Genomic DNA, 26575 nt, shown 5'->3' with positions numbered 1-26575 from the left:
GAACGCCGTCCGGAATCGAGAGGCGGTTCGACCGCCGAACGACGTCGATTTGGAAGCGTGAAACGCGGGGCTTCGAGACGACGGACCCGTTCGATCTTGGTCGACGGTATCGACCACTGTGACGGCCGGGACACGAAGGACGATGCCAGGGAACTAGGGCCACGAGTGCGGCAACTCGCTCGAAGTTCGACGATCCTTCGTGCGGCAGGGATACGATTTATAGGGGCACAGTCGCATCGAAGTGTATGGAGGAGCGATTTCGAATCACCAGTCTCGGGCGGGCAGCACCGACCATCTCGATATCGGCGTCGTGTCGCGTCGGTGACGCCGTCCACGTCGGGACCCGGAGCGTCCACCCGACGAGGGTCGCGGCACTCGACCTGGCGAGTGCGACGACAGACGCCCAGCACGAAGTTCCCGGCGTCGGCGGCATCCGCGGGATGGTCGAACACGACGGAGTCGTCTACTTCGGTACCTACCATCCGGCGAGCCTCTACCGGATCGACCCCGACGGTGCGGGCGTGACGGAACTGGCCACGTTCGACGACGAGACGTTCGTCTGGGACGTGGCGGCCGTCGACGGGTGCGTGTATGCAGGTACGTATCCGAACGCGACGGTCCGCGAGTACGACGTCGAAGCGGAGAAGGCGCGTTCGCTGGGACGGGCGCGCGAGGACATCGACTACGCCCGGAGCATCGTCGCCAGCGAGGACACCATCTACATGGGAGTGGGCACGAAGGCACAGCTCGTCGCGGTAGACCGGGAGAGCGGCGCGAAGCGATCGATTCTGCCAGCGGAACTGACCGACGAGAACACAGCGTACGAACTGGCGCTGACCGACGACGAGGTGATCGTTCGGCTAACTCCCGACGGGACGCTCTGTGCGATCGACCGCGACGACCCGTCCTCTTTCCGTCTCGTCGACGAGGGCGTCTCGACGGTCGCCGTCGACGCGGAGACAGTGTACGGGTTCAAGAACGGGACCGTCCTCCAGTACGGAGCCGACCGAGGCCCGGAACCGATCGGATCGGGCATAGACAACTTCGAGCCCTTCTGGCTCTCGGTCGACGACGGGGCCGCCGTCGGGGCGTCGTCGGATGGCTCCGTCTGGTCGTCCGGAGTCGGCGACGTCGAAGTAATCGACCTGGCCGACGCCGGCATGAGTCGCGGAGCGGAACGGCCCCAGTCGGCTCTCGCGCTCGACGACGCTGTCTACGTTACGTCCCACGGGAAGATACACCGCCATCGCGACGGCGACGCCGTCGAAACCCGGAGCGTTCCCGGCGAGGGGAAGGCGATGGTGGCCGTGGACGGCACGATCTATCTCGCCACGTATCCAGACGCCAGCGTCGTCGAGTACGACCCGAAGAGAGACGAACGGCGGACGCTCGCGACCATCGGCGAGACCCAGAACCGGTCGCGGACCATCCACTACGACGAGGGTCGCGACGCCCTCTACGTCGGGACCCGCCCGGATTACGGGCACATCGGCGGTGCCGTGGCCGCATTCGACAGGGAGACCGGCGACGTCCGGGTCCACCGGGACGTCGTCGAGAAGCAATCGGTTTCGAGCATCGCCCGCGACGGCGCGGATGTCTACCTCGGAAGCGAGATCCAGGGCGGACTCGGAACCGAACCGGTCGCGAGTACCCCCCGCCTCGTCTCCTGGGACCCCGAGACGTTCGAGACGGGGTGGGAACTCGTTCCGGTCGAGGAGACGGCGGGCATCGACGACATCGTGGCTCACGACGGGACGCTTTACGGGGTCACGGTCGACGGCGAACTCTTCGTCGTCGACCCCGACGTTCCCGAAGTCGTCCATCGTGGGACGGCCACCGACGGCTGGACCACGCTGGCGACGCACGAGGGGGCAGTCTACGGGCTAAGTACGGAGGCAGTGATCAGGATCGACCCTCGAACGTACGACGTGACGACCGTCGTCGACGGACTCGACGGCCAGTGGTACGGCAACCCCAGAATCACGGTCGGCGACGAGGGCGAAATCTACGCGCTCTCCGGGTACGACCTCGTACGCGTGGAAGAGCCGTCGTCCTTCAAGTGACTGGCGTGATCCTGGAAGTGGTCGACCCCGAAGAATGTGGACCGCGAGAGCCTCCGCTCGTTGGGAGATGGCCTATTCGCCGAGCGAAACGTCGGTGTTCCGCGTTCGGAGCCGAACTCAGCTCCGCCGTTGTGGTCGCGGGGTCGCGTCGTGGAGTCGGTGACCGTCGACGCCCCCCGTAGCCGTTCGCCGTGTTCGTCGCCGGACACACCGTCGCGGTGGACGTCGAGGATAGAGTGCCTGTCCTCGAATCCGTCTCCCCATGCTCAGGACTCGACGTGGTCGTCGGTCATCATCTCGAACCGCTCGCGCGGAATCTCGTGACAGAGCGGTTCGTCCTCGACGAAGCGTTCTATCTCCGATATCACGGTCCCGGCGAGCCGGCTCCGGGAGGGCGCGCCAGCGACGTGTGGAAACAGGACGGCGTTCTCGAGGGTCCGGAGGGGACTGTCGGCGGGGAGCGGTTCCTCCTCGTAGACGTCTAAGACTGCCCGGATGCGCTCTGCCTCCAGTTCGTCGACCAGGGCCGATTGGTCGACGAGCCTCCCCCGGGCGGCGTTGACGAGCAGCGCACCGTTCTGGAGCTGGCCCAGTCGCTCGGCGTCGAGGAGGTAGTGGGTCTCCGGCGTTAGCGACGCGTGAATCGACACGACCGGCGACTCCGAGAGGACGGTGTCGAGGGACGTGAGCCGGGCGTCGTACCCGTCGAGCGCAGACTCCTCGACGTACGGGTCGTAGACGAGCGCCGTGACGTCGAACGGGTCGAGCAAATCGAGCAGGTCACGACCGACGGTGCCCAGCCCCACGAACCCCACCGTCCGGTCGAACAACGTCTCGGTCTGGGTCCAGCCGTCCGGCCACTCGCCGGCCCTCATCTCCGCGGTCAGGTTCGCCACGTCCCGGAGTCCGGTCAGGACGTACGTGAGAACCCCCTCGGCGACGTATTTCGCCATCACCTCGTTGGCGCTGCAGACGATGACGCCCTCGTCGTAGAGGGCGTGCGAGCCGATCACCGCGACGCTCCCTCCGACGTGCGCGACGAGCGAGAGGTCCTCGGCGTCGGCCAGCACCGTCTCGTCGAGCGTCCGCGTCCCCCAGCCGGTGACACAGACGTCGACGCCTCTGAGCCGGTCGGCCAGCTCCGTCCGGGTCATCTGTTCGGAGGTCTCGTTGTACGTCACGTTTCCCAGCCGTTCGAGTCGGCGACGCTGCTCCGGGGGAAGGACGTTCTCGCGCAGTTCCCCGTCCGGAAGCGTAACCAGTACGTCCATCATCTGGTAGGTATGGAGGTGACACAATAAGCGTTCTGACGACGGACGTGTCGTCGCCTTCGTTCGACTGCCCCCACGAGTAGCCGGTACCGTCCGCGTGAGCGGTTTCTTCGACTGGGCGCGGACATCCTGTCCCCTCAAAACATTGCGCCACGCAGTGCGTGGCGGTCGGTCGGTCCGCTAGAGTAGATTGTTGTTGTCCATCCGTCGCCAGCCGGGGACGTTCGCATCCCAGTACGCTGGAACAGGGGGACTGCTGCCGGTGTGGAAGGCCAGATCACCGTGGTCTCTCCCTTCCGCCGCGCCGGACGCCGAGAGGTCCTGCGGGACGAACCGAGCGCCATCACCACGCACCACCGACGAATCGCCCGAGTAAATCGGTTCGTCGGCGGAACTATCTCCCGACGACCAACACGAGGACTGTTCGACGAAGACGTTTCTGGCGTCCTGGATGTTGACGAGGGATTCCATCCCGGCGGTGTACTCGCAGTTCCGAACGACGACCCGATCGTCGTCGTCCATCGCCCGAACGTACCCGGTTCCTCCGTTTGCCCAGACGCCGTCGACGAGAATCATCGACCCGTTGTTACCGGTGGAGTTGTCTCCATTGTCCAGGGAGCCGACGAGCCACTGGCCGTCCGGATAGCTGGACTGGTCGTTCTTGAACTCGGTGTACCCACCGTACATCTTGAACGACTGGACATCGTCGAGAAGCACGTGGTAGTGGCTGTCTCTGACCAGTTGCAGTGTGCAACCGAACAGGGAGATATCCGAGTCACCGCTGTTAAATCGTAGTGGAACTGCGCTGGGGTAGGTAACGTCGCAGCCGAAAAACCGCATGGCGTTGTTGCCCCCGCTGTCGATGTTCGCGTTGATTAGACCGGCGTCGTGGGTGTTGATGTGGCTGAAAGTCGCCGAAAACGACTGGCTGTCCTTGTTGTCGTTGCCTTCGTCGACGTCGTATTTGAAGGCTCTTCCGCCGCTTGATTTGATGAACCGGATGTTCTCGAAGTAGTGGTTGGTGCCGCCCATCACTCGGGCGACGTTGGGACTGTATTCGACCTGTAGGTCCCGGATGGTGACCTGCGTCGTCGCCGCATCGTCGGTCGGCTTGATCTCGAAGATCGGGGTGTTTCCGGATATCCTCGTCGCTCCGGGGCCGTGTCCCTGAATCACGATATTGCCTCCCTCCCAATCGTTCGTCCCGAGTTTGATGGGGAAGCTGTCCGGCACCGCGTAGTCTCCTTCGATAATGACCTTCCCGGCGCGGACCGGGGGTTCGCCGTTGTATTCCGTGTTGTCGACTGCGAGGTTGTCCACCGCGTTTTGGACGTACTGGTATTCGGCATTTTCGCCCACATATTGATGGCGTTGCTGTTGTGGTCATCTCCGAAGGCGCTCGCTGTTCCGCTCGCGCCGAGGAGAGCGCCGCCTCCGACCATGGCGCCGAGCACCTGTCGCCGCGTCTTCGACCCCAACAGGCCACCGCTGGTCTGCTCTTTCAACTTCTGGTTCTCGGCTTCGAGGGTCTCGATTCGCCGTTCGAGGGAGTCGATACGGGACTTCTCGTGGTTTTCCTGAGTTCTCTCGCTCATTGTTTGTCTGCCGGAACTCATCTCTGTTCCGGAGGAATTTATTTCGTGTCTATAACACTTATAATTTCCCCCGGAATTAGAAATTCCGGGAGTGATACCGTGGAGACGGTCCCGTGACCGGTCGCGTGTACGGTCGAACCAGGTCCAGTCTCGCCCGGTGAGCGCTTTGAATGACTACAATTATACATAAAGTTTATTGAGGTAACGAGTAGCATACATTGGTGTGGTGTGGATCTGACACCATCACCACGGAATACGACTATGACAGCCGAAAGACAGCCAGACGGACTACGACTGAGTCGGCGAGCGATGATGGCAATGGCGGGCGGAGCAGGGCTGCTGGGCGTCGCAGGCGGAACCGCGAGCGCCGCTTCCGGCCAACCGGACCCGTCGTTCGAAACCGAACAGGTGGTGGGCGACGAGGACTGGATGTACGACACGATTCAGGCCGCCCACGACGACGTGGACGCTGGCGGCCGCATCTACGTCACAGAGAGCTACGACTCGGCGAACGAGTCGTTCCCCATCGTCCTGTCCAATCACGTCAACGTAACCGGTGCTCACCGCGGAAGCACCGTCGTCGACGCGGGCGACTCCGGCGAGAACGTCTTCGAGATCCGCGAGGGCATCGACGACGGCCAGCGGCCGTACCCCCTCACCCACGCGATACAGAACCTCCGCGTCGAGGGAGGAGAGATCGGCGTCCTCATCTCACCGGAAACGTCCGCGACGATTCAGCATCTGGTCGTACGGAACACCAACTCCCATGGAGTAGCGAGCCTCGACCAGAAGGGGAACTCGGGAGTGTCCTTCATGAACTACCTCCACAACGTCCACGTGTTCACCGTGGGCGGTAACGGATTCCACCTACCATTCTCCGGCGTCAATCACGCGAGTCGACTCCAGTTCTGCGTCGCCTGGGACAACGACGGAATCGGCGCGAACGTCGGCGGCTACGGCACGCACATCGCGGGCGGCGTCTACCAGGGCAACGGCCATCACGGAATTCGATTCGCCCCCGGCGCGAACCAGTTCGTCCGCGACGCCTACCTAGAAGGGAACGGCGACGACCAGCGCGCCAACGAGGACCACGAGTACTCCGCGGACGTTCAGGTTCACAACACGCAGGCGTCGATCGAGAACTGCTACCTCCAGGGGGCCGGCGCCGGCGGCCGGTCCGAGCGCGGCGTCGACTTCAAGGGCGGCATCAACTCGCACGTCCGGAACTGCCTGTTCCGGAACCACCTCGAGGGCGCCGTCTACGTCGACGAGAACTCGACCCAGTGCGACGTCCACATGGAGTCGAACATCAACTGGGACGATACGTACCTCGTAGCGGACAACGGCGACCGCACGCGCTCGGAGGGGGAGATTCTGCCGACGGACCTCTCGTCCACGCCCGGCCAGTACGCGCACGACTCTGGGTACGACGACGGCACGAACACCTCGTCGGGTCACCCGGAGCAGGCAGTCTGGCACGACGGTGCCTGGTACACCTGGGGCGGCGACGTCATCCGTCCCTCCTGAGCCCCCAACGACGCGGACGGTTGCGGTGGACCCGTCGGTAACTCCGACAGACGCCGCGAGGCCTACTCGCCGTCGAGATAGTCGGCGGCGGTCTGCTCGACGATGCCACCTCGTGCGAGCACCGTCTCGGCGTGCTCCTCACGACCGGTTTCGCGCAGGCGCTCCGCATACTCCTCGGCGTGACCTTGCGCGTAGAACGGACCGCCATCGCGAATCATCTCCCACAGCGGGTCGGTGACGCCGCCGGGCGACGACGGATTCCCCCCCGCGACGCCCGTCGCCGACTCCAGCAGCCGTTCGTCGACCCAGTCGGAGAGCAGCGAGAGGCCGTGGTGGGCGACATCGGTGTGCTCACGAGCGAGATTCGTCGTCTCGTGGGGGTCGGCGGCCACGTCGAACAGCATCACTGGGTCGAGCGCTTTGAGACCGTCGTGGTAGGTGCGAATCAGGAGCCAGTCGTCCCACCGGACCATCCGCTGGGCCGCCCAGGCACCCTGACTGCAGACGACGAACTCACGGCCGATGTCGTCACCGTCGGTGATCGAGGCAGCAAACGATTCGCCGTCCCAGCCGGCGGTCCAGTCGACGCCTGCGAGGTCACAGAGCGTCGGCGCGAGGTCGACCTGATAGTGGAACTCGTCGTCGACGCCTGGTTCGACGTCCGGCCCCGAGACGACGAGGGGGACGTTGCACGTTCGCTCGTCGGCGGTCTGGTGGTCGCCGTAGACGTTGAGTTCGCCCTGGTTCTCGCCGTGGTCCGCCGAGACGACGATCAGCGTCTCCTCGCGAACGCCGTGTTCGGCTAGTGCTTCGAGCAGCATCGAGAGGTGGTCGTCCATGAAGCGGACGCCGATATCGTATCCGTCTATCCACTGCTCGAACTTGCTCCGGGAAGAAATCTCGTCGGGCGTCCGCTCCATCTCTGCGCCGTCCGTCCATCCACGGGGCTCGCAGGCGCTGTGAGGGCCGTAGCTCTCGTGCTGCTCGCTGATCGTCTCCGCGTCGGGGAACGCAGGCGCCGGTTCGTCGGCGAACGGGTTCTCGTACTCCTCTGGCGTGTTGTAGGGTGTGTGAGGGTCCCAGACGTTGACGTGAAGGTACCAGTCCTCCTCGGTCGCGTGCGCGTCGAGCCAGTCGAGCGCGTGCGGTACGACCTCGTCGGCGGTCTCTCTGCCTTCGCCGCCAGGGTCGCGCCACTCCTCGAACCCGTCCAGGACGTGCCAGGCACCGTGTCGCTGCGGGAAGCTACTGACGAATCCCGTCTGATAGCCCGCCTCCCGGAGGAGCGACGGGAACGTTCGGTGGTCGGGATGATTCTCGAACGCTCGCTCCGTGCCGTGGCGGTGCGGTTCGGCGGTCAGCCCGCCGTGGTTGACGACGCCCGTGTGGATGCCGAACCGTCCCGTGAATAGCGCGGTCCGCGACGGGAGGCAGGGAACGTCCGAAGCGTAGTAGTTCGTGAAGCGACGGCCCTCCTCAGCGAGTGCGTCGACGGTCGGCGAGGTGTTGCGGTCGTAGCCGTAACAGCCCAGATGGTCCGGACGCAACGAGTCGACGTCGAAGTACAGGATACGCATGAACAGTCTCAATTGATGGACCCGTAGTAATTCTCTTTTGGTTCGTGAGGCCAGTGACACGTTCGAGCGACGACAGTGCGCTGTTTCCGGTGGTTCCTCGTCGAGTGAAACGGCTTCGTGCGTAGGTCTCGTTCGGCCCGCTGCGGTTGCGGGCGTTCTTCGAGCGGCCACAGTCCGCCACTCACGCCCAGGGGTTTTATCATACTAAACGGCGAGTGGAAACACGACCTCGAGGGATGAATCAGCAGGCATGGAATCGGCGCGACGACCACTTCGTCCGGGAGAAACACCGTCTAAACTGGGGATTCCTCGATTTTCTCGGTCACGCTCGGAACGTTCGACTCATCGTACCTTCCATCCTGCCCGTGAATTAGAACTTTGATTCCCACTGCGTTCGTACTGTTTCCAATCTCCAAACGCCAGCCCGCGGAACTGTGTCCGTAATAGCCCTCCTGCCCGGTGAATCCGAACGTCCCGCGTTCCGTCACACCACGGCCGGCCGTGCACGGTCGACGAGTCGACGAAGGCGGTGTCCGTGTCTGTGCCCGCCCGGCGTAAACCACACCTGTTACAGTCATAGGACTGTAATAGATGCGATATCGAAGACCGGATTTATATACGAGCAACACTACGACAGTGATATGGGAGCAACTCAGGATAAACGTCTTCACCCGGTGATTTCGGTCCGGAACATCGGTGGCATCGACGAGACGGAGGTAACGCTGGCTTCCGGTGTAACCGCATTGACGGGGCGGAACGCGACGAACCGCACGTCGCTGCTACAGGCCCTCATGGCCGCTCTCGGGAGCGAACGCGCGTCGCTCAAGGCCGACGCCGACGAGGGAACGGTCACGCTGGAACTCGGCGAGGAGACGTACACGCGCACGCTAACGCGATCGAACGGGACAATCGCGACGAGCGGCGACCCATACCTCGACGATCCAGAACTCGCCGACCTGTTCGCGTTCCTGCTCGAATCGAACGAAGCCCGGCGGGCGGTCGCGCGCGGCGACGACCTGCGCGACCTCATCATGCGGCCGATCGACACAGACCGAATCCAGGCCGAAATCGAGCAACTCGAGAGCGAGAAACGAAACCTCGACGAGCGACTAGACGAACTCGACACGCTCGCTAACCGACTACCCGAACTCGAACGGGAGCGATCGCGTCTCGAATCCGACCTCGAAACAAAACGGGAGGACCTCGCCGACAAGGAGGCCGAGATCGAGGACGTCGACGCCGACCTGGACGAGACCCGATCGGAAAAGGAAGCGCTCGAGGAGAAGCTCGACGAACTGCGCGACGTGCGCTCCCGGCTCGAAGATACGCGCTTCGACATCGATACCGAGAAGGAGAGCCTGGAGGCGCTGCAGGCCGAGGTCGCGGAACTCGAAGACGACCTGGACGACGTCGGCGATGTCGATGAGCGAGCGGTCGACGACCTCGACAGCGAAATCCGGCAATTGCGCGACCGGAAACAGGAGATCGAAGCGACGATGTCGGAGCTCCAGTCGGTCGTCCAGTTCAACGAGGAGATGCTCGAGGGCACGAGCCAGGACGTGGCCGACGCGTTGCGAACGGACGACGACGCCGGTTCGGAGACGGACGGCTCCCTCACCGATCAACTGGTCGAGGACACGGACACGGTTGTCTGCTGGACCTGCGGGTCGGAAGTCGACCGCGAGGAGATCGAGACGACACTCGACCGACTTCGCGAGCTTCGCCGCGAGAAACGCAGCGAACGTAACGATCTCAGATCGGAGATCGACGACCTGCAGGCGGAGAAACGCACGATAGAGGAGGAACGACGAAAGCGCGAAGAAGCGACTCGTCGTCTCGAACAGCTGGAGTCCGAGATCGACGACAGAGAGACGCGTCTCGAAGAGTTGCGGACGACCCGCGACGAGTTCGCCGACGAAATCGCAACCCTCGAAGAGGAAGTCGAAGAGCTCGAACAGGACGATTACGGCGACATTCTCGACCTCCACAAGGAAGCGAACCAGCTCGAGATCGAGATCGGTCGCATCGAAGACGACCTCGAAACCGTCGAAGAGGAGATCGGCGAGGTCGAAGACGAACTGGCGACCAGAGACGACCTGGAGAACCAGCGCGAGAGCGTTCAGGAGGAACTTACCGAACTCCGGACGCGCGTCGACCAGATCGAGGCCCAGGCGGTCGAGGAGTTCAACGAGCACATGGCGACTGTCCTGAACCTGCTCGATTACGAGAACCTCGACCGGATCTGGATCGAACGTACCGAACGGGAGGTCCGGGAGGGCAGACGGAAGGTCTCGAAGACCGCGTTCACCATGCACGTCGTCAGGAGTACGGAGTCGGGGGCGACGTACGAGGACACCATGGACCACCTCAGCGAGTCCGAGCGAGAGGTCACGGGGCTGGTGTTCGCGCTCGCCGGCTATCTCGTCCACGACGTGTACGAGGAAGTGCCGTTCATCCTCCTCGATTCGCTGGAGGCGATCGACTCCGACCGCATCGCCGCGCTCGTGGACTACTTCAGCGAGTACTCCGACTACCTCGTCACGGCACTGCTCCCGGAGGACGCTGCCGCCCTCGACGAGAGCTACGAGCGCGTGACCGAAATCTAAGCCCGAACCCCCATCGGTCGGCTCCTCGCGAGCGGAGATTCGCCGTCCGGTCCGAACCCGTGAACGCCGAGTTTGAGGCTTTCAAACCCCTGTCGTGTTGATACATTCCACTGGACGGCTCTTCCGTCTCCGCACCCCGCGTGGTAAAAGGCGGATTCGACGGGGCCGAGTCCGCCTTCAGGCGAACCTGGCGTTGATCTCGATCACGTTCGCCGACCGCTTCACCATGGCTGGAAGTTCCCCCTCGAACCACTCTCCCTCCATTCGACTCGACGGACCCGAGACGCTCACTGCGCCGAGAACTTCGGAAGACGTTCGCACGGGTGCGGCAACGCACCGAAGTCCTTCTATCTTCTCCTCGTCGTCGATGGCGTATCCCCGTTCCCGCACGCGGGCCAGTTCGTCGAACAGTTCCTCGCGGGTAGTGATCGTCCGTTCCGTGAACGTCGGCAGTCCGTGATGGTCGACGATTTCGTCGACCCGCCGTTCACCGAGGTGAGCCAGAATCGCCTTTCCGAGCGCGATGCAGTGGAGGTGTTCGCGCGTTCCGACGCTGGAAGCCGTCCGAACCGCCTCGTCGCTTTCGGCTTTGTGGATGTATACGGCCCGCCCGTGTTCCTCCGTTGCGAACTGCGCCAGTTCGCCGGTTTCCGCCGCGAGGTCCGTAAGCTCGTCTCGAACGATATCGTAGATTCCGAACCGCTCTTTCGTCGTCTCTCCGAGTTCGAGATATCGCAAGCCGAGTCGATACTCGTTTCCTTCTTTGACGACGTGCTCGTTCTGCAACAGCGTCGCCAGATGACAGTGAATCGTTCCCTTCGAGCGGTCGAGTCGATCCGCCAGCTCCGTCACTCGCACTCCGTCTCGCTCCTGCAGGACGTCGATGATGTCGAGCGTCGTTTGTACGGCCTGGATCGTCCTCGAACCGGTCTCCCCCTCCGGCGTTTCCGGACTGGATTCCCCCGACATACGACACGATACCACTCGTTCCCACATAACTGTTCGTGTCGTTCAAACGAGGTCGTTTCTCGGGTCGCTCTCCGAGCGCGGTTAGACGGGCGCTTCGTCGACGTCGTACGGCGGATATCGCCGGGACGAACGGTCCCGGAACGCGTCCACGCCTCGGGTGTCGTTTGAAGGCCTCGAACGCCCCGTCTCCGTCTCCTTCCGCTGAGCGGACGTAATGCCTTTGTAAACGTGCAGAGTAGCTCTACGGGTATGACGAGCAGGCAAGAAGAGGCGGGAGACGCTCCTGCGGTACCCGACTCCGTTAGTAACTACGCCGACGGGGCGTGGGTGGACGCTACCGCCGAAACGTCTCTTCCGGTAACGAATCCGGCGACAGGTGAGACACTGGCTACGGTGACGCTGTCGGCCGACCGCGACGTCGATGCGGCCGTCGACGCCGCGAGCGAGGCGTTCGAATCGTGGCGACGGGTACCCCCGGTCGACCGCGTCCAGTACCTGTTCGACCTCAAGCAGGAGCTGGAGAACCGCCAGGAGGACATCGCACGAACGCTCTCCCGCGAACACGGCAAGACCGTCACGGAAGCACGCGGTGAGGTCCGTCGCGGAATCGAAAACGTCGAGGTCGCGGCCGGCATTCCGAACATGATGCGTGAGGGGAGTGGAACCGTCGAAGACGTGGCCGCGGGCATGGACGAAACGGCCGTCCGCCAACCGCTCGGCGTCTTCGCGGCTATCACTCCGTTCAACTTCCCGGCGATGATTCCGCTGTGGTTCCTGCCGTACGCCGTCGCGACCGGGAACACGTTCGTCCTCAAGCCGAGCGAGCGCGTCCCGCTGAGTTCGCAGCTCATCGTGGAAGCTATCGAAGCGGTCGGACTCCCCGATGGCGTCGTCAATCTCGTCAACGGCGCGGCCGACACGGTGAACGCGATACTCGAACATCCGGACGTCGAAGGGGTCTCGTTCGTCGGGAGCACGCCGGTCGCGAAACACGTCTACGAAACCGCCGCCCGGCACGGAAAGCGCGTCCAGGCACAGGGCGGCGCGAAAAACTACGTGGTCGTCACGCCCAGTGCCATCCTGGACGACGCCGTTCCGAACATCGTCGGTTCGGTGTACGGCAACGCGGGCGAGCGCTGTCTCGCGAACGACGTCGTGGTCGGCGTCGGCGACGTGTACGACGACCTGCGCGAGGAGGTCGTCTCGAACACGGAGGAACTCGTCGTCGGAAATGGCCTCGACGAGGACACCGACGTCGGCCCGCTGGTCACGGAGGACGCCCGCGAGAGCGTGGTCGCGATGGTAGACGAAGCGCTTGAGGAGGGGGCCGACCTCGTCCTCGACGGCCGCGACTTCGACCATCCCGACCACGACGACGGCAACTTCCTCGGACCGACCATCCTCGAAGGCGTCACGGCCGACATGGCGATCGCCCAGGAGGAGATTTTCGGCCCGGTGTTGTGTCTCGCACGCGCCGACGACTTAGACGACGCCGTCGAGATGGTCAACTCGACCCGGTACGGCAACGCCTCCTCCATCTTCACCGAGAGGGGTAGCGAGGCCCGCAAGTACAAGTACGAGGTCGACGCCGGCAACGTCGGAGTGAACGTCGGCGTCTGTGCCCCGATGGGCTTTTTCCACTTCGGCGGCCGGAAAGACTCGTTCTTCGGAGACACCCACGCGCAGGGCGAGGACGCGGTCCAGTTCTACACCGAGAAGAAAGTCGTGATGGAGCGCTGGTACAGCTAGTGCCGAGCGGTCGGTTCACTGCGGTTCTTTTCGGGGCACGTTCGTTCCCGGTCACCACTCGGTCGACGCGTTCGTCCCGGTCGACTCTGGTCGGTCGATTCGAGACGGACGGATTTCTGGTTTAGAGGACGTGCTCGCGGTAGAAGTCGTAGTTCTCCTTCGCGTGAACGAGCGGTTTCCGGTGTCTGTTCTCCACCTCGACGGTGATCGGCCCGTCGTACCCCGCGGTTCGGAGTCGATCCCGAACGCCCGCGAACTCTATCTCGCCGTCGCCGAGATCCGTGAACGACCGGAAGTAGTTGATGACGTGATCGAGGTTGAAGTTCGCCGCGGTGAGCGCTTCGACGTGGTCCTCGAACCCGTGCGGTGGGCGAACGTCCTTGAAGTGGACGTATCCGATGTCGTCCGCGAACCGGTCGACCCCGTCCCGAACGTCGCCGTACGGGTAGTAGTGGGCGGTGTCGAAGAGGAGCCGCAGGTTCGGCGGCCCCGCGTCGAGCCACGTCCGTATCTCGCTCGGTCGTTCGACGAGCGTCGCGCCGTGGTGGTGGAGCAACGGCGTGACGCCCGCGTCGTCGCACGCCTCACAGAGGTCGTTCAACCAGCCCTCGAACGTCGTCTCGCCGACGAGTCCCCGCCGCGGGGGGAGCAGTCCGTATCGGGTGACGCCGGCGTCTGCCACCAGCGACGCCCCCGCCGCCACGCGCTCTACCTGCTCGTCCGACTCGAGCCACTCCCCCATCACGCAGTACGGTTCGAGGTCATGACGGGCACAGCGGTCTCGTATCTCGTCCGGACCGGCCTCTCGGATTTCCGGAAGGCTGAATTCTATGCCGTCGTAGCGACACGCTCCGACGTCGCTTATCGCTCTATCCATCTCGTCGATATCGTACATGATAGTCGAGTACCCCACCGACATGGCTACTCCGTCCACGGTCGGAGTATTAACGGTTCGGGTGACCCCCGACGGCGGCGTTCGGCCGGGCCGTGTCTGCCCCGAAACCATCGAGGTTCACCGAAAACTTATGTCGACTGAGGGTGCCCGTTCAACGGGCGAAACGGTCTCGACGGCGAGAGGGGGTGACTCGTGAACGCAGTAGTCTTCCGCGGTCAGCGAGATGCTCGGGTCGACACGGGGGCGCTCGATGACGGCGGGGTCTCCGACGGTAGTGTCGTCGGATTCCGGGGAGTCGGCGATGCGGTGGCGAACCCTCCTCCGGTACTCGCCGTCCGAGATGCGTTCGAACCTACCGACACATGGTTTCGATTGACTACATGGCGCACCAGGAGCAGTACAGCCCGAGTCGGCTACTGTCGTACGCGGAACGCGCCGAGAGAGCCGGCTACGACTTCGTCTGGACGTCAGACCACTTCCATCCGTGGTTCCACACCGACGCTGAAGCCGGTTTCGCGTGGTCGTGGATGGGGGCCGCAACCGAGCGCCTCTCCCTTCCGATCGGCACCTGCGTGACGCCCGCCACCGGCCACTACCATCCTGGCGTCGTCGCGCAAGCGTTCGCCACGCTTCAGGAGATGCACGACGAGCGCGTCGTGCTGGGGCTGAGCACCGGCGAGGCGATGAACGAGACGCCGCTCGGGTTCGACTGGCCGGAGTACTCCGAACGTCGCGACCGTCTCGAAGAGACGCTCGAAATCATCCGACGGCTCTGGGACGAAGACGACTTCGTCACGTACGAGGGGGAACGGTTCCAGTTGGACGACGCGAAACTGTACACGACGCCCGAGACGACCCCCGAAGTCCACGTCGCCGCGAACGGCCCGAACACCGCTCGGCTCGCCGCCCGCCACGCGGACGGGTTCATCACGGTCATCAAAGGCGACGAGTACACGGACCGCCTCTATCCGGCCGTCCGTCGCTACGCGACCGAGGAGGGGCGCGATCCCGACGCGATAGAGACGACGCTGTTGGTCATCGCGTCGTACGACCCGGACTACAAGCGGGCGGTCGAGGGGACGCGGCCGTGGTGGGCGACGACGCAGGACGTCTTCGACCGGGGGCTCGCGAATCCGAAGCGGATCGAGGCCGAGGGCGAGAAAGCCACCCGTGAGCAGGTCGAGGAGAAGTTCCTCGTCGCCGACGACCCGTCGACGCTCGCGGCCCGACTGGAGGAGTACGCGGCGATGGGGTTCGACCGCATCGCCGTCGCGAACACGAGTCCCGACCCCGGTCGACTGTTCGAGGTGATGGGCGACGAGGTCGTTCCGTCGCTCTGAGCGGTGGCCGTCTCAGTACACCTGCCACCCCCCGTCGACGTAGAGGAGTTCACCGGTGACGTAGGAGGCGTCCTCGCTGGCGAGAAAGAGGACCGCACCGGCGACGTCCTCCGGCGTGCCCGCGCGCTCTATGGGAACCGGCTTGGCCACCTCGCCCGCGGCGACCGCCTCTTTCTTCTTCTCAGCGCCGCTCCCGAACTCCGTCGCGATGTGACCCGGCGCGACCGCGTTGACTCTGACGTCGTGGTCCGCCAGTTCCAGCGCCGCCCCCCGAGTTATCATCCGGACGGCGCCCTTCGTCGCGTCGTACGGGATCTGGTTCTTCTGCGCGTGCGTCGAACTGATCGAGGCGGTGTTGACGATGGCACCTGGCTCGCCGCGCTCTATCATGTCGTCGGCCGCCGCCTGACAACCGAAGAAGACTCCACCGGCGTTGATCGACGTGATCCGGTCGAACTCTTCGGGGCTCACGTCGCGAAGCGACGATTCGAGGAACCATCCCGCGTTGTTCACCATGACGTCGACGCCGCCGTACTCGCCGGCCGACGCGACGAGCGTGCGTATCGCGCTCGGGTCCGAGACGTCGGTTTCGACGAACTCGGCCTGCCCGCCGGCCTCCCGTATCGCCTCGCGAGTCGGCCTCTCTTCTCCCCGGTCCTTCGGTCGTTCGCGCACGTCTCCGTTGATCACGGTGGCCCCGGCGTCGCCGAACCGTACCGCTATCTCCCGGCCGATTCCGGAGCTTCCACCCGTGACGACGACGGTCTCGCCCGTGTAGTCGTAGCTAACTCGCCCCATTGGAGATAGACAGTCGTCGACCGTCGACATCACTGTTTCGCGTCCATCGACGTCCGTGACAGGTCGGTGAACGTTCACGGGGACGGCCCTCACGTCTCCACTGTCGGCGCTCGAACGGAGGACCAACCGGCGGCAACGGTCAGGACAACCACCGTCGTCCTCGTCGACACTGGTGGAACCGACCCCTCACGGCCCTCTCCCGGGGACGGCACTCGTCGGGGACGACGGGTCTCCGAGATAGCTTTACGGTCGCGCTCGGCGTACGTCCGGCTATGCGCGGAGCGAATATTCCGCGGCTCGGGTACGGAACGTACGACGTGCGAGGCGAAACGGGAGCGGAGTCCGTGGCTACTGCTATCGACGTCGGGTACCGGCACGTCGACACGGCACGGATGTACGAAAACGAGGACGTCGTCGGAGAGGGAATTAGACGGTCGGGAATCGACCGCGACGACCTGTTCGTCGCGACGAAGTTCGGGCACTTCACGGAGCCGGAGCCGACGCCGGAGTACGTCAGAGCCGCGGTCGCCGAGAGCCGCGAGGCACTCGGCGTCGACGCCATCGACCTGCTGTACGTCCACTGGCCGACCCACGACTACGACCCCGAGGTGGTGTTCCCTGTCATGAACGACCTTCGGGACGACGGTGCGATACGCCATCTAGGAGTCAGCAACTTCACCGTCGACCACCTCCGGGACGCCCTGGCGGTCTCCGACGCGCCGATTCTCGCGAACCAGGTGGAGATGCATCCGTTGCTCCAGCAGGAGGAGTTGCTCGATTTCCTCGGTGACCGAGACATGACTCTCGTGGCCTATTCGCCGCTGGCGCAAGGGAACGTGTTCGACGTACCGGTGTTACGGGAGATTGCGGCCAAACACGGCGTCAGCGAAGCCCGGGTATCGCTGGCGTGGTTGCTGTCGAAGGAGAACGTGGTACCGATTCCGAAGGCCACCAGCGAGGAGCACGTCCGGGACAACTACGCCGCACTCGACCTGGAACTCGACGACGAGGACGTGGCTCGCATCGAGGGCATCGACCGGACGATGCGGCTGGAAAGCCCCGACTTCATGTGGTGATTCGAGGGGTGCCGTCACCGCCGGCCGTTCGTTTCTCGCGACGAGCTAACAGAAGCAGTATCGGAAGCCGAATCTTTAAGCGCCGAATCGTCGATGGTGTTCGTTGTCATGGCGGAGCTCAACGGGGGCGAGATCATCGCCGAGTATCTCGAAAAGGAGGGAGTAGAGTATCTCGTCGGCATTCCGGGACACGGGAGCACGAACCTACTCGACGCGTTCAACGACTCCGACGTCGAGGTGATACAGCCTCGACACGAGCAGGGGGCGGCCCACCTCGCGGACGGATACGCTCGTGCGAGCGGGAAACCGCTGGCCGTGTTCACTTCCATCGGGCCAGGCGCGACGAACACCGTGACGGGAGTTGCGACGGCCTTCGTCGATTCGATTCCGATGGTCGTGTTCACCGGCGGTCCCCAGACCCACGAGTACGGGGAAGGTATCTTGCAGGAGATAGAGCGCGAGAAGCCGGGTGACTTCCCGAGCGTGATGGAGCCCATCACGAAACAGAGTTTCGTCGTCCACGACGTCGAGCGACTGCCGCGAATTCTTCGGCGTGCCTTTCAGGAGGCGCTGACCGGTCGTCCCGGCCCGGTTCACGTGGAAGTGCCGATGGACATTCAGGGTGCCGTGGTCGACGTGGAGATACCCGACCCGGAGCGCTCGCGGGTGCAGAGCCGTCCCGGTGGCGACCCCGAGTCGGTCGCGGCGGCCGCCGACCTGCTGGCGGACGCCGACCGTCCCGTCATCGTCCCGGGCGGCGGGTGCGTGTTGTCCGAGGCGTGGGACGAGGTTCGGACCCTCGCCGAGTATCTGCGGGCACCGGTCAGTCCCACCTTCCAGGGAAAGGGGGTCGTTCCCGAGGATCACGACCTCTTCGTCGGCTACGCGGGCTGGATCGGGAGTACCGCGGCCAACGAACTCGCCAGCAACGCCGACGTGATCCTCGCCATCGGCGTTCGGTTCTCGGATCTCCACACCTCGTCGTTCGAACCGGGCGTGAGCTTCGAGATTCCGCCGAGCGAGCTCGTCCACGTCGACATCGACCCCCACGAAATCGGCAAGAACTACCCGGTCGAAGTGGGCATCCAGGGCGACGCCAAAGTCGTCACTGACCAGATTCACGACGCTGTGGCCGACAGGACCGAACCGGTCGAGACGGACGACAACGAATACTACGACGAAGTCCAGCGACGCTGGGGCGAGTGGGTCGAGATGGTCGAAGCGCGCAGAGCCGACGACGGCGTGCCGATGAGCATCTCTCGAGTCCTGGCGGCCCTTCGAGAGTCCATGGACCGAGACGGTATCGTCGTCTCCAGCGCGGGCCAACCGCAGGAGACGACCAATCCCGAATTCCCGGTCTACGAACCGCGAACGAACGTTTCCTGTGGCGGGTTCTCGACGATGGGCTTCGGCGTGTCCGCCGCCATCGGCGCGAAACTCGCTCGTCCGGGTCGTCAGGTCGTCGCGGTCGAGGGCGATGGCAGCTTCCTCCAGACCAACCAGGAGGTCGCCTGCGCGGTCCAGCACGACGTCGACCTCGTGTACCTCGTCCTCAACAACCACGGCTGGAAGTCGATTCGGAACCTGCAGGTCGAGAAGTACGGCTGGGACCGGGTGCTCGACACCGAGTTCGACCCGGAGACGGACATCGATTACCTGAAGCTCGCCGACGCGTTCAACGTCGAGTTCGCCGAGCGAGTTGTGAAACCCGAAGCGCTCGGCGACGTCCTCGACGACGCGTTCGCACACGACGGACCGGCCGTCGTCGAGGCGATGGTTCGGCCGGACGATCCCGACTCGGGGGCGATCGTCACCGGCGAGTGGGACCTCGCCGACCTGGAGAACTGATCCACTCGCTGTTTGCGTCGATCTACGACACTCCGTCGGGGTGGTTCACCGCGTTCTCCGGTCGGGTCCCCTCGAGAATCCGGCGGACGTCCCGTGCCGCTTTGCGGCGACGCTCCCTGTCCGCCTCCCGGGAGTACCACGCGACGTGCGGGGTGAGCACGACGTCGTCCCGGTCCCGGAGGTCGCTCTCGAACGGCACTCGCCGTCCCGACGGCTCCGTTTCGAACACGTCGAGGCCTGCCCCCGCTATCTCACCGGCGTCGAGCGCCGCGATCAAAGCGTCCTCGACGACGATTTCCCCCCGCGAGACGTTGATCAGTGCCGCCGTTTCCTTCATCGTCCGGAACGCGTCCGCGTCGACGAGCCCCCTGGTTTCCTCCGTAAGTGGTGCGTGGACGGAGACGACGTCCGCGGTCTCCAGAACGCGTTCGAACGTTAGTTTCGACGCGCCGTGGTGGGCCATCTCGCTTTCGTCGACGTAGGGGTCGGTTGCCACGACGTCCATACCGAACGCCTGCGCTTTCCCTGACACGGCTCTGGCGATACTGCCGAACCCGACCAGTCCGAGCGTCGAACTGCTCAGCCGATGGATATCGGCGTCCGGAACCCGCCGTTCCCACACGCCCGCTTTCAGCGTCGTGTCGTACTCGAGGAGGTTCCGTGTGAGTGCGAGCAGCAAGAGGAGCGTGTGTTCGGCCACTTCGTCCTGGCAGTAGTCTGGAACGTTGACGACGTAAATTCCGCGCCTCGTTGCCGTCTCGGTGTCGATTCCATCGACACCGATGCCACAGCGAGCGATGACCGCACAGTTCGCGAGCGACTCGACGACCGCAGTCGTGTACGGTGCGGTCAGGAGCCGGTCGATTATCGCGTCGACGTCGGCGAACGCGTCGATCGCGTCGTCCGTCGTTTCGATATCGACCGGTCGGAGTTGCACGTCGAGTCCCTCGAAGACTCGTCGCTCGACCTCGAGGTCGAACTGCCGTCCGCCGGTCACTCCAACGTCGAACGGTGGACCTCCGTCCGTGCTCATACGCTATCCCCGCTTCACCGTTCCAGAGTATAAAGGTAGTCCCGCAGGACGATGATAATCGATACCAATACACACCTTTTTATCCCCGACGCTTGTTGAGGGGTACGATGCAGTTCGGAGTCCTCGGATGTGGGCGCATCGCACAGATTATGCACATCCCGAACGTCGCCGCGTTCCCCGAGACGGAGCTGCACGCTATCGCCGACCCCGCCGAAAACGTACTCGAGTCCGTCGGCGACCGGTACGCCGTTCCGCACCGATACGCGGATCCGACAGAACTGGTCGCAGATCTCGGGGCCGAACTGGACGCCGTCATCGTCACGACGCCGATGCACACGCACGTGGACGTGGCCGTCCCCGCCCTGGAGGCTGGAATCGACACGCTCGTCGAGAAACCGCTCGCAGTGACGGTCGAGGACGCCGACAGTCTCGTCGAGGCTGCCGACGACGCCGACGCGACCGCGATGGTCGCGTACAACAAGCGCTACGAGCCGGCGTATCGGTTGGCGAAGCGGGAACTCGACCGAGTCGAGGAGGTCGACCTCGTCACCTGCCTCGACATCGATCCAGATTACGCCCATACCGTCCCGACGGTCTACGACCTCGTCGACCCGGAGCTTCCGGACGCGTTCGTCGAGGATAGCGCCGACGAGCGCAGGAGGCAGGTCGAGGAGGCGATCGGCACGACCGACGAGACGCTCGCGTGGGCGTACGACTTCCAGCTCGAACACGTCTGTCACGACGTGAACGTGCTCCGCGGGCTCTTCGGTCGCGTCGAGGAGATCGGACACGTCGACATCTTCGCAGACGGGAAGTACGCGACGGCGGCACTCGAGTACGAGGACGGGAAACGGTGCATCCTCGAAACCGGCCTCTCGGGCCGTAACTTCTTCGAAGAGTACGTTCGCGTCGACGCGCCCGACCGTCTGCTCACGCTCGAGTTCGGCCATCCGATGCTTCGGTACAACCCCGCAACGTTGCGAGTGAAACAGGGCGTCGAGGACCTCACCGACACCGTCTACACGCCGACCCGGGAAGAGGCGTTCAAACGGGAACTCGAGTACTTCGTCGACTGCGTCCGCGGTGATGCCGACGTGCGTACGACGTTCGCCGAAGCCCGCGACGACGTGGCGCTCATCGTCGACCTCTTCGAGACGTACCGGGACGAGTGATGCTCACCGCTCGTGCTCGTCGACGACTCCCCAGTCGAGTTCGATGCCCAGTCCCGGACCGTCCGGCACTTCGATGCGTCCATCGTCGATGAGGTCGTCGCCCGCGACGAGATCGTCCCACCAGGATACCTCGCGGGCGTGGTACTCGAGGGCCAGGAAGTTCGGAACCACCGCGCCCACGTGCACCGAGGCGACGGTCGCGACCGGACTGCCGATGTTGTGCAGGACGAGGGTCCGATAGTGAGTCTCGGCGAAATCGGCGATCTTCTTGGTCTCCGCGATGCCGCCCGTTTTCGGCACGTCCGGCGCGAGGAAAGCAACCGCTTCGTCCTCAATCAGGTCGCGGAACCCATGGCGACCGTACCGATTCTCTCCGGTCAGGAGCGGCAGGTCGACGCGCCGACCGAGTTCGGCCAGCGCGTCGGTGTTCTCCGGCGGAAGTGGGTCCTCCACCCACGCGACGTCGTACGGCGCGATGGCTCGACAGAGCGCTTCCGCGGCCTCCGGACTGAAGTTCCAGTGCAGGTCGACCGCGACCTCGGCCTCGGTTCCGACTTCATCGGTCACCGCCTCGACGAGCCGGCGTTTGTGTTCGACTTCGGCGGTTTCGAGGTGGCGCGCCTTCCGATCACCGTCGTGACTGGCAGGAACGTCCAGGTCGAATTTGACGATGTCGAACCCGTCGTCGACCGCGCTCCGTGCGGCCGCCGCGTACGCCTCCGGCCGGTACGTTTCCTCCGTCTGTCCCTCTTCGGCCGACGAGACCATCGCGTCGCCGCCGTGGCAATCGGCGTACACTCGAACCGAGTCCCGCATCTTTCCGCCCAGCAACTGGTAGACGGGCAGATCGAGTAGCTTCCCCGTCGCGTCCCACAGTGCGATTTCGACCCCGCTGATCGCGATCGTTCCCACGCCCTGCTGGGAGCCACGACCGGAGAGGCTCGCACGCATCAGGTTGTACAACCGTTCGACGTCGGTGGGGTTCTCACCGACCAACACCGGTCGAAGGTAGTCGGTGATGATTTCGTGGACGCCCGGGGAGGGGTAGGCCTCGCCGACGCCCACCGTCCCGTCGTCGGTCTCGACCGTGACGAGCGTCCACGGGAAGTTCCCGTCGATCACCCTCGTCGAGAGGTCGGTGATCTCTACCCCTGCAGTCGACCCGTCCCGGTCGGGCGTCACGTCGAAGTCCGCCCACATCGTGGCCGCGAGTTTCGAAGCAAAGTCCTCGTACATGGCTTTTACCGTTCCGCGAACGCGAAATCGTGGCGAAAGTGGCCGCCTCTTCCGCTCTTCGAACGTTCCGCGACGACGACTGTGTCGGTAGCGACGGGATTATACTTTCCGGTGGGTGTCGACTGCTCCCCGCGCAGGTGAACCCGGCGAGCATTTTTATGTCGCTCGGCGTGAAAACCGGAAGTAGATCTGCAGATGACGCCTCGGAGCAGGGCAGTTCACGGCAGGAGACCGCCGACGTAAACGACCAGCGACTGTACAATCATGACTAACGAGCTGAAAGAATCCATTCGGGCGTACGAGTATCCGGCCGGGACGTGGGTATCTATCGGTCATCCGACCGTCGCGGAGGTCAGCGCGATGTCGGCGTTCGACTTCGTCCTCGTGGACACCGAACACACCGCGATGCATCTCGAAACCGTCGAGAACCTCGTCCGGGCAGTCGACGCCGTCCAGGAACCCACGGCCACGGTCGTCCGAGTGCCGTGGAACGACGCAGTTCGACTCAAGCGAGTGCTAGACATCGGCGTCGACGGGGTGATGGTACCGATGGTCGAAACCGCCGACGAGGCGAGAGAACTCGTCAGGGCGGTCCGATACCCGCCAGAAGGAGTCCGCGGAGTCGCGTCCGGTCGGGCGTCGGGATACGGACGCGACTTCGAGGAGTACGTCCGCACCGCCAACGGAACGAATCTCACCATCGTCCAGATCGAGACGGAGGAGGGCATCGAAAACGCCGAAGCGATCGCCGCAGTCGACGGCATCGACGCGCTGTTCGTCGGGCCGGCGGACCTCTCGAGTTCCCTCGGGATGTTCTCGGAGTGGGAGTCGCCCAGACTCGCCGACGCGATGAAAGGAGTTGTCGAGGCCGGACATCGCTCGAACACTCCCGTGGGGACGCTCACCGTCGACCCCGACGACGTCGAGACTCGACTCGAACAGGGCTTCGACTTCCTGATCGTCGGCAAGGACACCTCGCATCTCCGTACCGCGAACGAGGAGGCCAAGGAACTCTACGACCGGACGGTTTCCCGGATCGGTGATACCGAATCCGGGGGTCGGAACTGACGGTGCGGCCGTCATCTCCGAAGGTACGGCGCGAACGCCTCGTCTGACGGAGCGTTACAGAATAGCACACAACATTATACCAATCGGTCCCACAGTTGTTCACATGCAAGCTCTCGTCCTCGACGGGGACTGGAATCCACGTCCGGACTACGACCTGACCGACGACGAGCGACGGACGCGGAACGCGACGAACGCGTCTCAGGTGTGGACGGACCCGACGCTGCGAGTCGTGGACCGTGACCGACCGACGCCGGCGCCCGACGAGGCGCTCGTCAGGGTCCGGTACGCTGGCGTCTGCGGCAGCGACGTCTCGATGATAGAGACGGACGACGACGGATACCTCCACTACTCGGCGTACGCTAGCCTGCCGAACGTTCTCGGTCACGAGTTCTCAGGTGAGGTGGTCGAACCCGGCCCCGACGTGCGACTGTTTTCCGAGGGTGATCTGGTCACGGCAGAGGTGACGGACTACTGCGGGCGGTGCGAGACGTGCCGACGGGGGTTCCACGGCCACTGCGAGAACTTCGAACAGATCGGATTCACGATTCCCGGTGCACACGCGGAGTACGTCGCAGTCCCCGAGAAGATCCTCTGGGACGTGTCCGCACTTCGAGCGTCGTACGACTCCGAGGACGACCTGCTCCGGGCCGCGGCGACGGTCGAACCGAGTACGATCACGTACTACGGGCTGTTCGGCCGGGCGGAGGGTATCGTCCCCGGCGACTACTACGTCTTCCACGGGGCCGGTCCCATCGGCCTGACGGGTATGAACGTCGCGCGCGCCGCCGGGGCCGGGACGGTGATCGCGTTCGAACCGTCGCCGGAACGTCGGGAGATCGCGCGCACGCTCGGCTTCGAACACGTCTTCGATCCGACGGTGGCAGATCCCACTACGACCGTCCACGACGTGACCGACGGCGAGGGGGCCGACGTCCACGTCGAAACGGCCGGGGCCGTGCGACAGACCTACCCCGCCATAGAGGACTCGTTGGCGGAGCGAGCGAACGTGGTTCACATCAGCAACGCCGGAACGAGCCCGGAGATCGATCTCAGGAAGTACCAGGGCAACTCCGCCCAGATATACGGATCCGAGGGCCACACCGGTCAGCGGATCTTTCCCCGGGTAATTCGGCTGATGGCCGCAGGGCATCTGGACAATCTACCGCTCGTCACCGACACGTACGGCCTTTCGGACGCCGATGACGCGGTACGAAAGGCGGCAGAGCGCATCGACGGGAAGGTGCTTATCGAAATGTGACCTCTTCTTTCCGTCCGACCGAGATGTCGTTCGGGATGGCCGTAGTTCGCGACCGTAGATCGAACCGTATGTGTAGCATAGGCGAACAATAGAGAACGTTTTATTATCCGTGATATTGTACATCGAGCCATGCCATCACATGGCAGAGATGCGGGGGGAGAGTCATCCGTTCGTTCACGAACGCGACGCCGATTCCTCGGTGCGACGGCAGGACTCGGGGCCGGATTGATGTCGGGATACGCTAGTGGATTCCGAGCGAACCAGGCCGCACAGAGCGTTTCTGTAGCCGCGGTCGGGGGTGGAGAGGGAGAGCTGTTCCGTCGTCTCATCAACGAGTACGTGCAGGACGACACGGGGGTCAACGTCGACGTCTCGTTGTTCCCGTACGCCAACCTGTTCGAACGGACGAACAGCGTCCTGAGTACGAACGGAACGGCGTTCGACATCGTGTTCATGGACGATCCGTGGTTCCCACTGTTCGCCCAGTACGTCGACCCGATTCGGCAGTGGCTGCCGAGCGACATCCCGGAAGATCAGTTCATCGATACCACGATCGAAATCGCGACGTGGCCAGCGCCGCGCGGTCCGAACCCGCCGTCGGCACAGGGCCAGGAACAGCAACTCAAGGGACTCGTCGTCGTCGGTAACACGCAACTGTTCGCGTACAATCAGCAGTTCTACGACCAGGTGAACGAGTCGGAACCGAACTCGTGGCAGGACGTGCTCCGCGCGGGCCGGAAGATCGACGAGCAGATCGATGGCACTAGCGGATACAACATCCGGGGAAGACGCGGGAATCCCATCATGGCGAACTTCTTCAGCCTGGGGATGTCAAGAATCGGCGACATGTTCGACGGGAACTGGCGGTACCGGTGGGACGACCAGAACGGTGCCGAAACCGTGAGCTTCTACGTCAATGACCTGAAATCGATCAGCCCGGACGGCGTCGCGTCCTTCGACAGCGACCAGGTGCTCAACAGCCTCGGTGACGGTAGCGCCGCACAGGCACCCGCGTGGCCCGCGGCCGCGTCGATTCTCCTCAATCCGGAGCAGGCCGACGAGGCGGACAACATCAAATTCACGACGATTCCGGAGGGCCAGCGACGCGCCCCGCAGCAGGGCAACTGGATCACCGGTATCAACTCGTTCGTCAGCGACGCGAAAAAGCGGGCCGCCGGGCAGGTGCTGCGGTCGTTCGTCTCGCAGGAAGCACAGGAGATGTACGTCGACCTCGGCGGCGTCCCCTTCCGACGAGACACGTTCCAGAACAACATGGACGCTCAGCCGTGGTTCCCGGCGCTGTTCGAGAGTCTCCAGACGGCGCAGTGGCGGCCCCGGACGCCGCTCTGGAGCGAACTCGAGGCGACCCAGGGCAGGCTCCTCAACACCGCACTGACCGGACAGATATCGCCACAGCAGGCGATCACGCAGATGAACGACGAGGTAGAGAGCATACTGGAGCAGGCGGAATACTACGAGTAAATCGGACGGCAC

20 protein-coding genes are annotated in these 26575 nt (G+C 64.0%); 12 read left to right on the top strand and 8 right to left on the bottom strand.

Annotated features, from left to right (window positions below; genetic code table 11):
* Window positions 1-245: 245 nt before the first annotated feature.
* Entirely contained in the window at window positions 246-2063 is a 1818-nt protein-coding gene (locus ACRYA2_RS10475) for a hypothetical protein (protein WP_433627442.1), read from the top strand.
* Between the two features lie 266 nt (window positions 2064-2329).
* Here the strand turns inward: ACRYA2_RS10475 and ACRYA2_RS10470 are convergent, their stop codons facing one another.
* Together ACRYA2_RS10470 and ACRYA2_RS10465 are read right to left on the bottom strand one after the other, a co-directional pair.
* The gene (locus ACRYA2_RS10470; protein WP_433627440.1) at window positions 2330-3334 is read right to left on the bottom strand and encodes a hydroxyacid dehydrogenase; all 1005 of its coding nucleotides are present in this window, start codon (window positions 3332-3334) and stop codon (window positions 2330-2332) included.
* Window positions 3335-3514: 180 nt separating this feature from the next.
* Window positions 3515-4693 carry a hypothetical protein gene (locus ACRYA2_RS10465; protein ID WP_433627437.1) on the bottom strand — a complete coding sequence of 393 codons (1179 nt, stop codon included), beginning with the start codon at window positions 4691-4693 and terminating at the stop codon, window positions 3515-3517.
* Between the two features lie 554 nt (window positions 4694-5247).
* On the opposite strand from ACRYA2_RS10465, the gene ACRYA2_RS10460 reads away from it, so the two are divergent.
* Entirely contained in the window at window positions 5248-6456 is a 1209-nt protein-coding gene (locus ACRYA2_RS10460; protein ID WP_433627435.1) for a hypothetical protein, read from the top strand.
* A 62-nt stretch (window positions 6457-6518) separates the two neighbouring features.
* On the opposite strand, the gene ACRYA2_RS10455 is transcribed toward ACRYA2_RS10460, so the two are convergent.
* Entirely contained in the window at window positions 6519-8033 is a 1515-nt protein-coding gene (locus ACRYA2_RS10455; protein ID WP_433627433.1) for a sulfatase family protein, read from the bottom strand.
* 641 nt (window positions 8034-8674) lie between these two features.
* On the opposite strand from ACRYA2_RS10455, the gene ACRYA2_RS10450 reads away from it, so the two are divergent.
* Window positions 8675-10639: an archaea-specific SMC-related protein gene (locus tag ACRYA2_RS10450; RefSeq protein WP_433627430.1), complete on the top strand. Its 1965-nt coding sequence runs from the start codon at window positions 8675-8677 to the stop codon at window positions 10637-10639.
* A 177-nt stretch (window positions 10640-10816) separates the two neighbouring features.
* Here the strand turns inward: ACRYA2_RS10450 and ACRYA2_RS10445 are convergent, their stop codons facing one another.
* Complete coding sequence (locus ACRYA2_RS10445) at window positions 10817-11608, bottom strand: IclR family transcriptional regulator (RefSeq protein WP_433627427.1); 792 nt, start codon at window positions 11606-11608, stop codon at window positions 10817-10819.
* 249 nt (window positions 11609-11857) lie between these two features.
* Here ACRYA2_RS10445 and ACRYA2_RS10440 point away from each other — a divergent pair, with 249 nt between their 5' ends.
* Window positions 11858-13357 (top strand): CoA-acylating methylmalonate-semialdehyde dehydrogenase, encoded by a 1500-nt coding sequence (locus ACRYA2_RS10440; RefSeq protein ID WP_433627424.1) that lies wholly within the window; start codon window positions 11858-11860, stop codon window positions 13355-13357.
* A 121-nt stretch (window positions 13358-13478) separates the two neighbouring features.
* Here ACRYA2_RS10440 and ACRYA2_RS10435 read toward each other — a convergent pair whose 3' ends face one another.
* The gene (locus ACRYA2_RS10435) at window positions 13479-14276 is read right to left on the bottom strand and encodes a sugar phosphate isomerase/epimerase family protein (protein WP_433627422.1); all 798 of its coding nucleotides are present in this window, start codon (window positions 14274-14276) and stop codon (window positions 13479-13481) included.
* Between the two features lie 338 nt (window positions 14277-14614).
* Between ACRYA2_RS10435 and ACRYA2_RS10430 the strand changes: the two genes are divergently transcribed.
* A complete protein-coding gene (locus tag ACRYA2_RS10430) occupies window positions 14615-15592 on the top strand; it encodes a TIGR03557 family F420-dependent LLM class oxidoreductase (RefSeq protein ID WP_433627419.1) in 978 nt (325 codons plus the stop codon).
* A gap of 12 nt (window positions 15593-15604) precedes the next feature.
* On the opposite strand, the gene ACRYA2_RS10425 is transcribed toward ACRYA2_RS10430, so the two are convergent.
* On the bottom strand, window positions 15605-16390 hold the full coding sequence (locus ACRYA2_RS10425) for an SDR family NAD(P)-dependent oxidoreductase (RefSeq protein ID WP_433627417.1): 786 nt from the start codon (window positions 16388-16390) through the stop codon (window positions 15605-15607).
* Between the two features lie 272 nt (window positions 16391-16662).
* On the opposite strand from ACRYA2_RS10425, the gene ACRYA2_RS10420 reads away from it, so the two are divergent.
* Entirely contained in the window at window positions 16663-17466 is an 804-nt protein-coding gene (locus ACRYA2_RS10420) for an aldo/keto reductase (RefSeq protein WP_433627414.1), read from the top strand.
* A 108-nt stretch (window positions 17467-17574) separates the two neighbouring features.
* Window positions 17575-19314 carry a thiamine pyrophosphate-binding protein gene (locus ACRYA2_RS10415; protein ID WP_433627411.1) on the top strand — a complete coding sequence of 580 codons (1740 nt, stop codon included), beginning with the start codon at window positions 17575-17577 and terminating at the stop codon, window positions 19312-19314.
* Window positions 19315-19336: 22 nt separating this feature from the next.
* On the opposite strand, the gene ACRYA2_RS10410 is transcribed toward ACRYA2_RS10415, so the two are convergent.
* A complete protein-coding gene (locus tag ACRYA2_RS10410) occupies window positions 19337-20347 on the bottom strand; it encodes a C-terminal binding protein (RefSeq protein ID WP_433627408.1) in 1011 nt (336 codons plus the stop codon).
* Window positions 20348-20454: 107 nt separating this feature from the next.
* Between ACRYA2_RS10410 and ACRYA2_RS10405 the strand changes: the two genes are divergently transcribed.
* A complete protein-coding gene (locus tag ACRYA2_RS10405) occupies window positions 20455-21519 on the top strand; it encodes a Gfo/Idh/MocA family protein (RefSeq protein ID WP_433627405.1) in 1065 nt (354 codons plus the stop codon).
* A 3-nt stretch (window positions 21520-21522) separates the two neighbouring features.
* On the opposite strand, the gene ACRYA2_RS10400 is transcribed toward ACRYA2_RS10405, so the two are convergent.
* Window positions 21523-22755 carry a mandelate racemase/muconate lactonizing enzyme family protein gene (locus tag ACRYA2_RS10400; RefSeq protein WP_433627402.1) on the bottom strand — a complete coding sequence of 411 codons (1233 nt, stop codon included), beginning with the start codon at window positions 22753-22755 and terminating at the stop codon, window positions 21523-21525.
* Window positions 22756-22784: 29 nt separating this feature from the next.
* Between ACRYA2_RS10400 and ACRYA2_RS10395 the strand changes: the two genes are divergently transcribed.
* The 4 genes from ACRYA2_RS10395 (at window position 22785) to ACRYA2_RS10380 (ending at window position 26563) form a co-directional block, all read left to right on the top strand.
* Entirely contained in the window at window positions 22785-23027 is a 243-nt protein-coding gene (locus ACRYA2_RS10395) for a hypothetical protein (protein ID WP_433627399.1), read from the top strand.
* A complete protein-coding gene (locus ACRYA2_RS10390) occupies window positions 23020-23823 on the top strand; it encodes an HpcH/HpaI aldolase family protein (protein WP_433627396.1) in 804 nt (267 codons plus the stop codon). The genes ACRYA2_RS10395 and ACRYA2_RS10390 overlap by 8 nt, the downstream gene beginning before the upstream one ends.
* A 103-nt stretch (window positions 23824-23926) precedes the next feature.
* Complete coding sequence (iolM, locus tag ACRYA2_RS10385) at window positions 23927-25081, top strand: scyllo-inosose 3-dehydrogenase (protein ID WP_433627394.1); 1155 nt, start codon at window positions 23927-23929, stop codon at window positions 25079-25081.
* 228 nt (window positions 25082-25309) lie between these two features.
* Entirely contained in the window at window positions 25310-26563 is a 1254-nt protein-coding gene (locus ACRYA2_RS10380) for an extracellular solute-binding protein (RefSeq protein ID WP_433627392.1), read from the top strand.
* Window positions 26564-26575 lie beyond the last annotated feature (12 nt).

The sequence above is a fragment of the Halomicrococcus pelagicus genome (assembly GCF_050954125.1).
Note: the sequence above shows the minus strand (reverse complement) of the source record. Positions and strands in the feature narration are given on the sequence as shown.

Bases quoted from the DNA above. Each gene is read 5' to 3' on its own strand.
- ACRYA2_RS10435 (WP_433627422.1), bottom strand. From the start codon at position 14,276: ATGTCGGTGGGGTACTCGACTATCATGTACGATATCGACGAGATGGAT.
- ACRYA2_RS10460 (WP_433627435.1), top strand. From the start codon at position 5,248: ATGGCGGGCGGAGCAGGGCTGCTGGGCGTCGCAGGCGGAACCGCGAGC.
- ACRYA2_RS10390 (WP_433627396.1), top strand. From the start codon at position 23,020: ATGACTAACGAGCTGAAAGAATCCATTCGGGCGTACGAGTATCCGGCC.
- ACRYA2_RS10425 (WP_433627417.1), bottom strand. From the start codon at position 16,390: ATGGGGCGAGTTAGCTACGACTACACGGGCGAGACCGTCGTCGTCACG.
- ACRYA2_RS10415 (WP_433627411.1), top strand. From the start codon at position 17,575: ATGGCGGAGCTCAACGGGGGCGAGATCATCGCCGAGTATCTCGAAAAG.
- ACRYA2_RS10430 (WP_433627419.1), top strand. From the start codon at position 14,615: ATGGTTTCGATTGACTACATGGCGCACCAGGAGCAGTACAGCCCGAGT.
- ACRYA2_RS10420 (WP_433627414.1), top strand. From the start codon at position 16,663: ATGCGCGGAGCGAATATTCCGCGGCTCGGGTACGGAACGTACGACGTG.
- ACRYA2_RS10445 (WP_433627427.1), bottom strand. From the start codon at position 11,608: ATGTCGGGGGAATCCAGTCCGGAAACGCCGGAGGGGGAGACCGGTTCG.
- ACRYA2_RS10410 (WP_433627408.1), bottom strand. From the start codon at position 20,347: ATGAGCACGGACGGAGGTCCACCGTTCGACGTTGGAGTGACCGGCGGA.
- ACRYA2_RS10440 (WP_433627424.1), top strand. From the start codon at position 11,858: ATGACGAGCAGGCAAGAAGAGGCGGGAGACGCTCCTGCGGTACCCGAC.
- ACRYA2_RS10455 (WP_433627433.1), bottom strand. From the start codon at position 8,033: ATGCGTATCCTGTACTTCGACGTCGACTCGTTGCGTCCGGACCATCTG.
- iolM (WP_433627394.1), top strand. From the start codon at position 23,927: ATGCAAGCTCTCGTCCTCGACGGGGACTGGAATCCACGTCCGGACTAC.
- ACRYA2_RS10405 (WP_433627405.1), top strand. From the start codon at position 20,455: ATGCAGTTCGGAGTCCTCGGATGTGGGCGCATCGCACAGATTATGCAC.
- ACRYA2_RS10400 (WP_433627402.1), bottom strand. From the start codon at position 22,755: ATGTACGAGGACTTTGCTTCGAAACTCGCGGCCACGATGTGGGCGGAC.
- ACRYA2_RS10450 (WP_433627430.1), top strand. From the start codon at position 8,675: ATGGGAGCAACTCAGGATAAACGTCTTCACCCGGTGATTTCGGTCCGG.
- ACRYA2_RS10475 (WP_433627442.1), top strand. From the start codon at position 246: ATGGAGGAGCGATTTCGAATCACCAGTCTCGGGCGGGCAGCACCGACC.
- ACRYA2_RS10470 (WP_433627440.1), bottom strand. From the start codon at position 3,334: ATGGACGTACTGGTTACGCTTCCGGACGGGGAACTGCGCGAGAACGTC.
- ACRYA2_RS10380 (WP_433627392.1), top strand. From the start codon at position 25,310: ATGTCGGGATACGCTAGTGGATTCCGAGCGAACCAGGCCGCACAGAGC.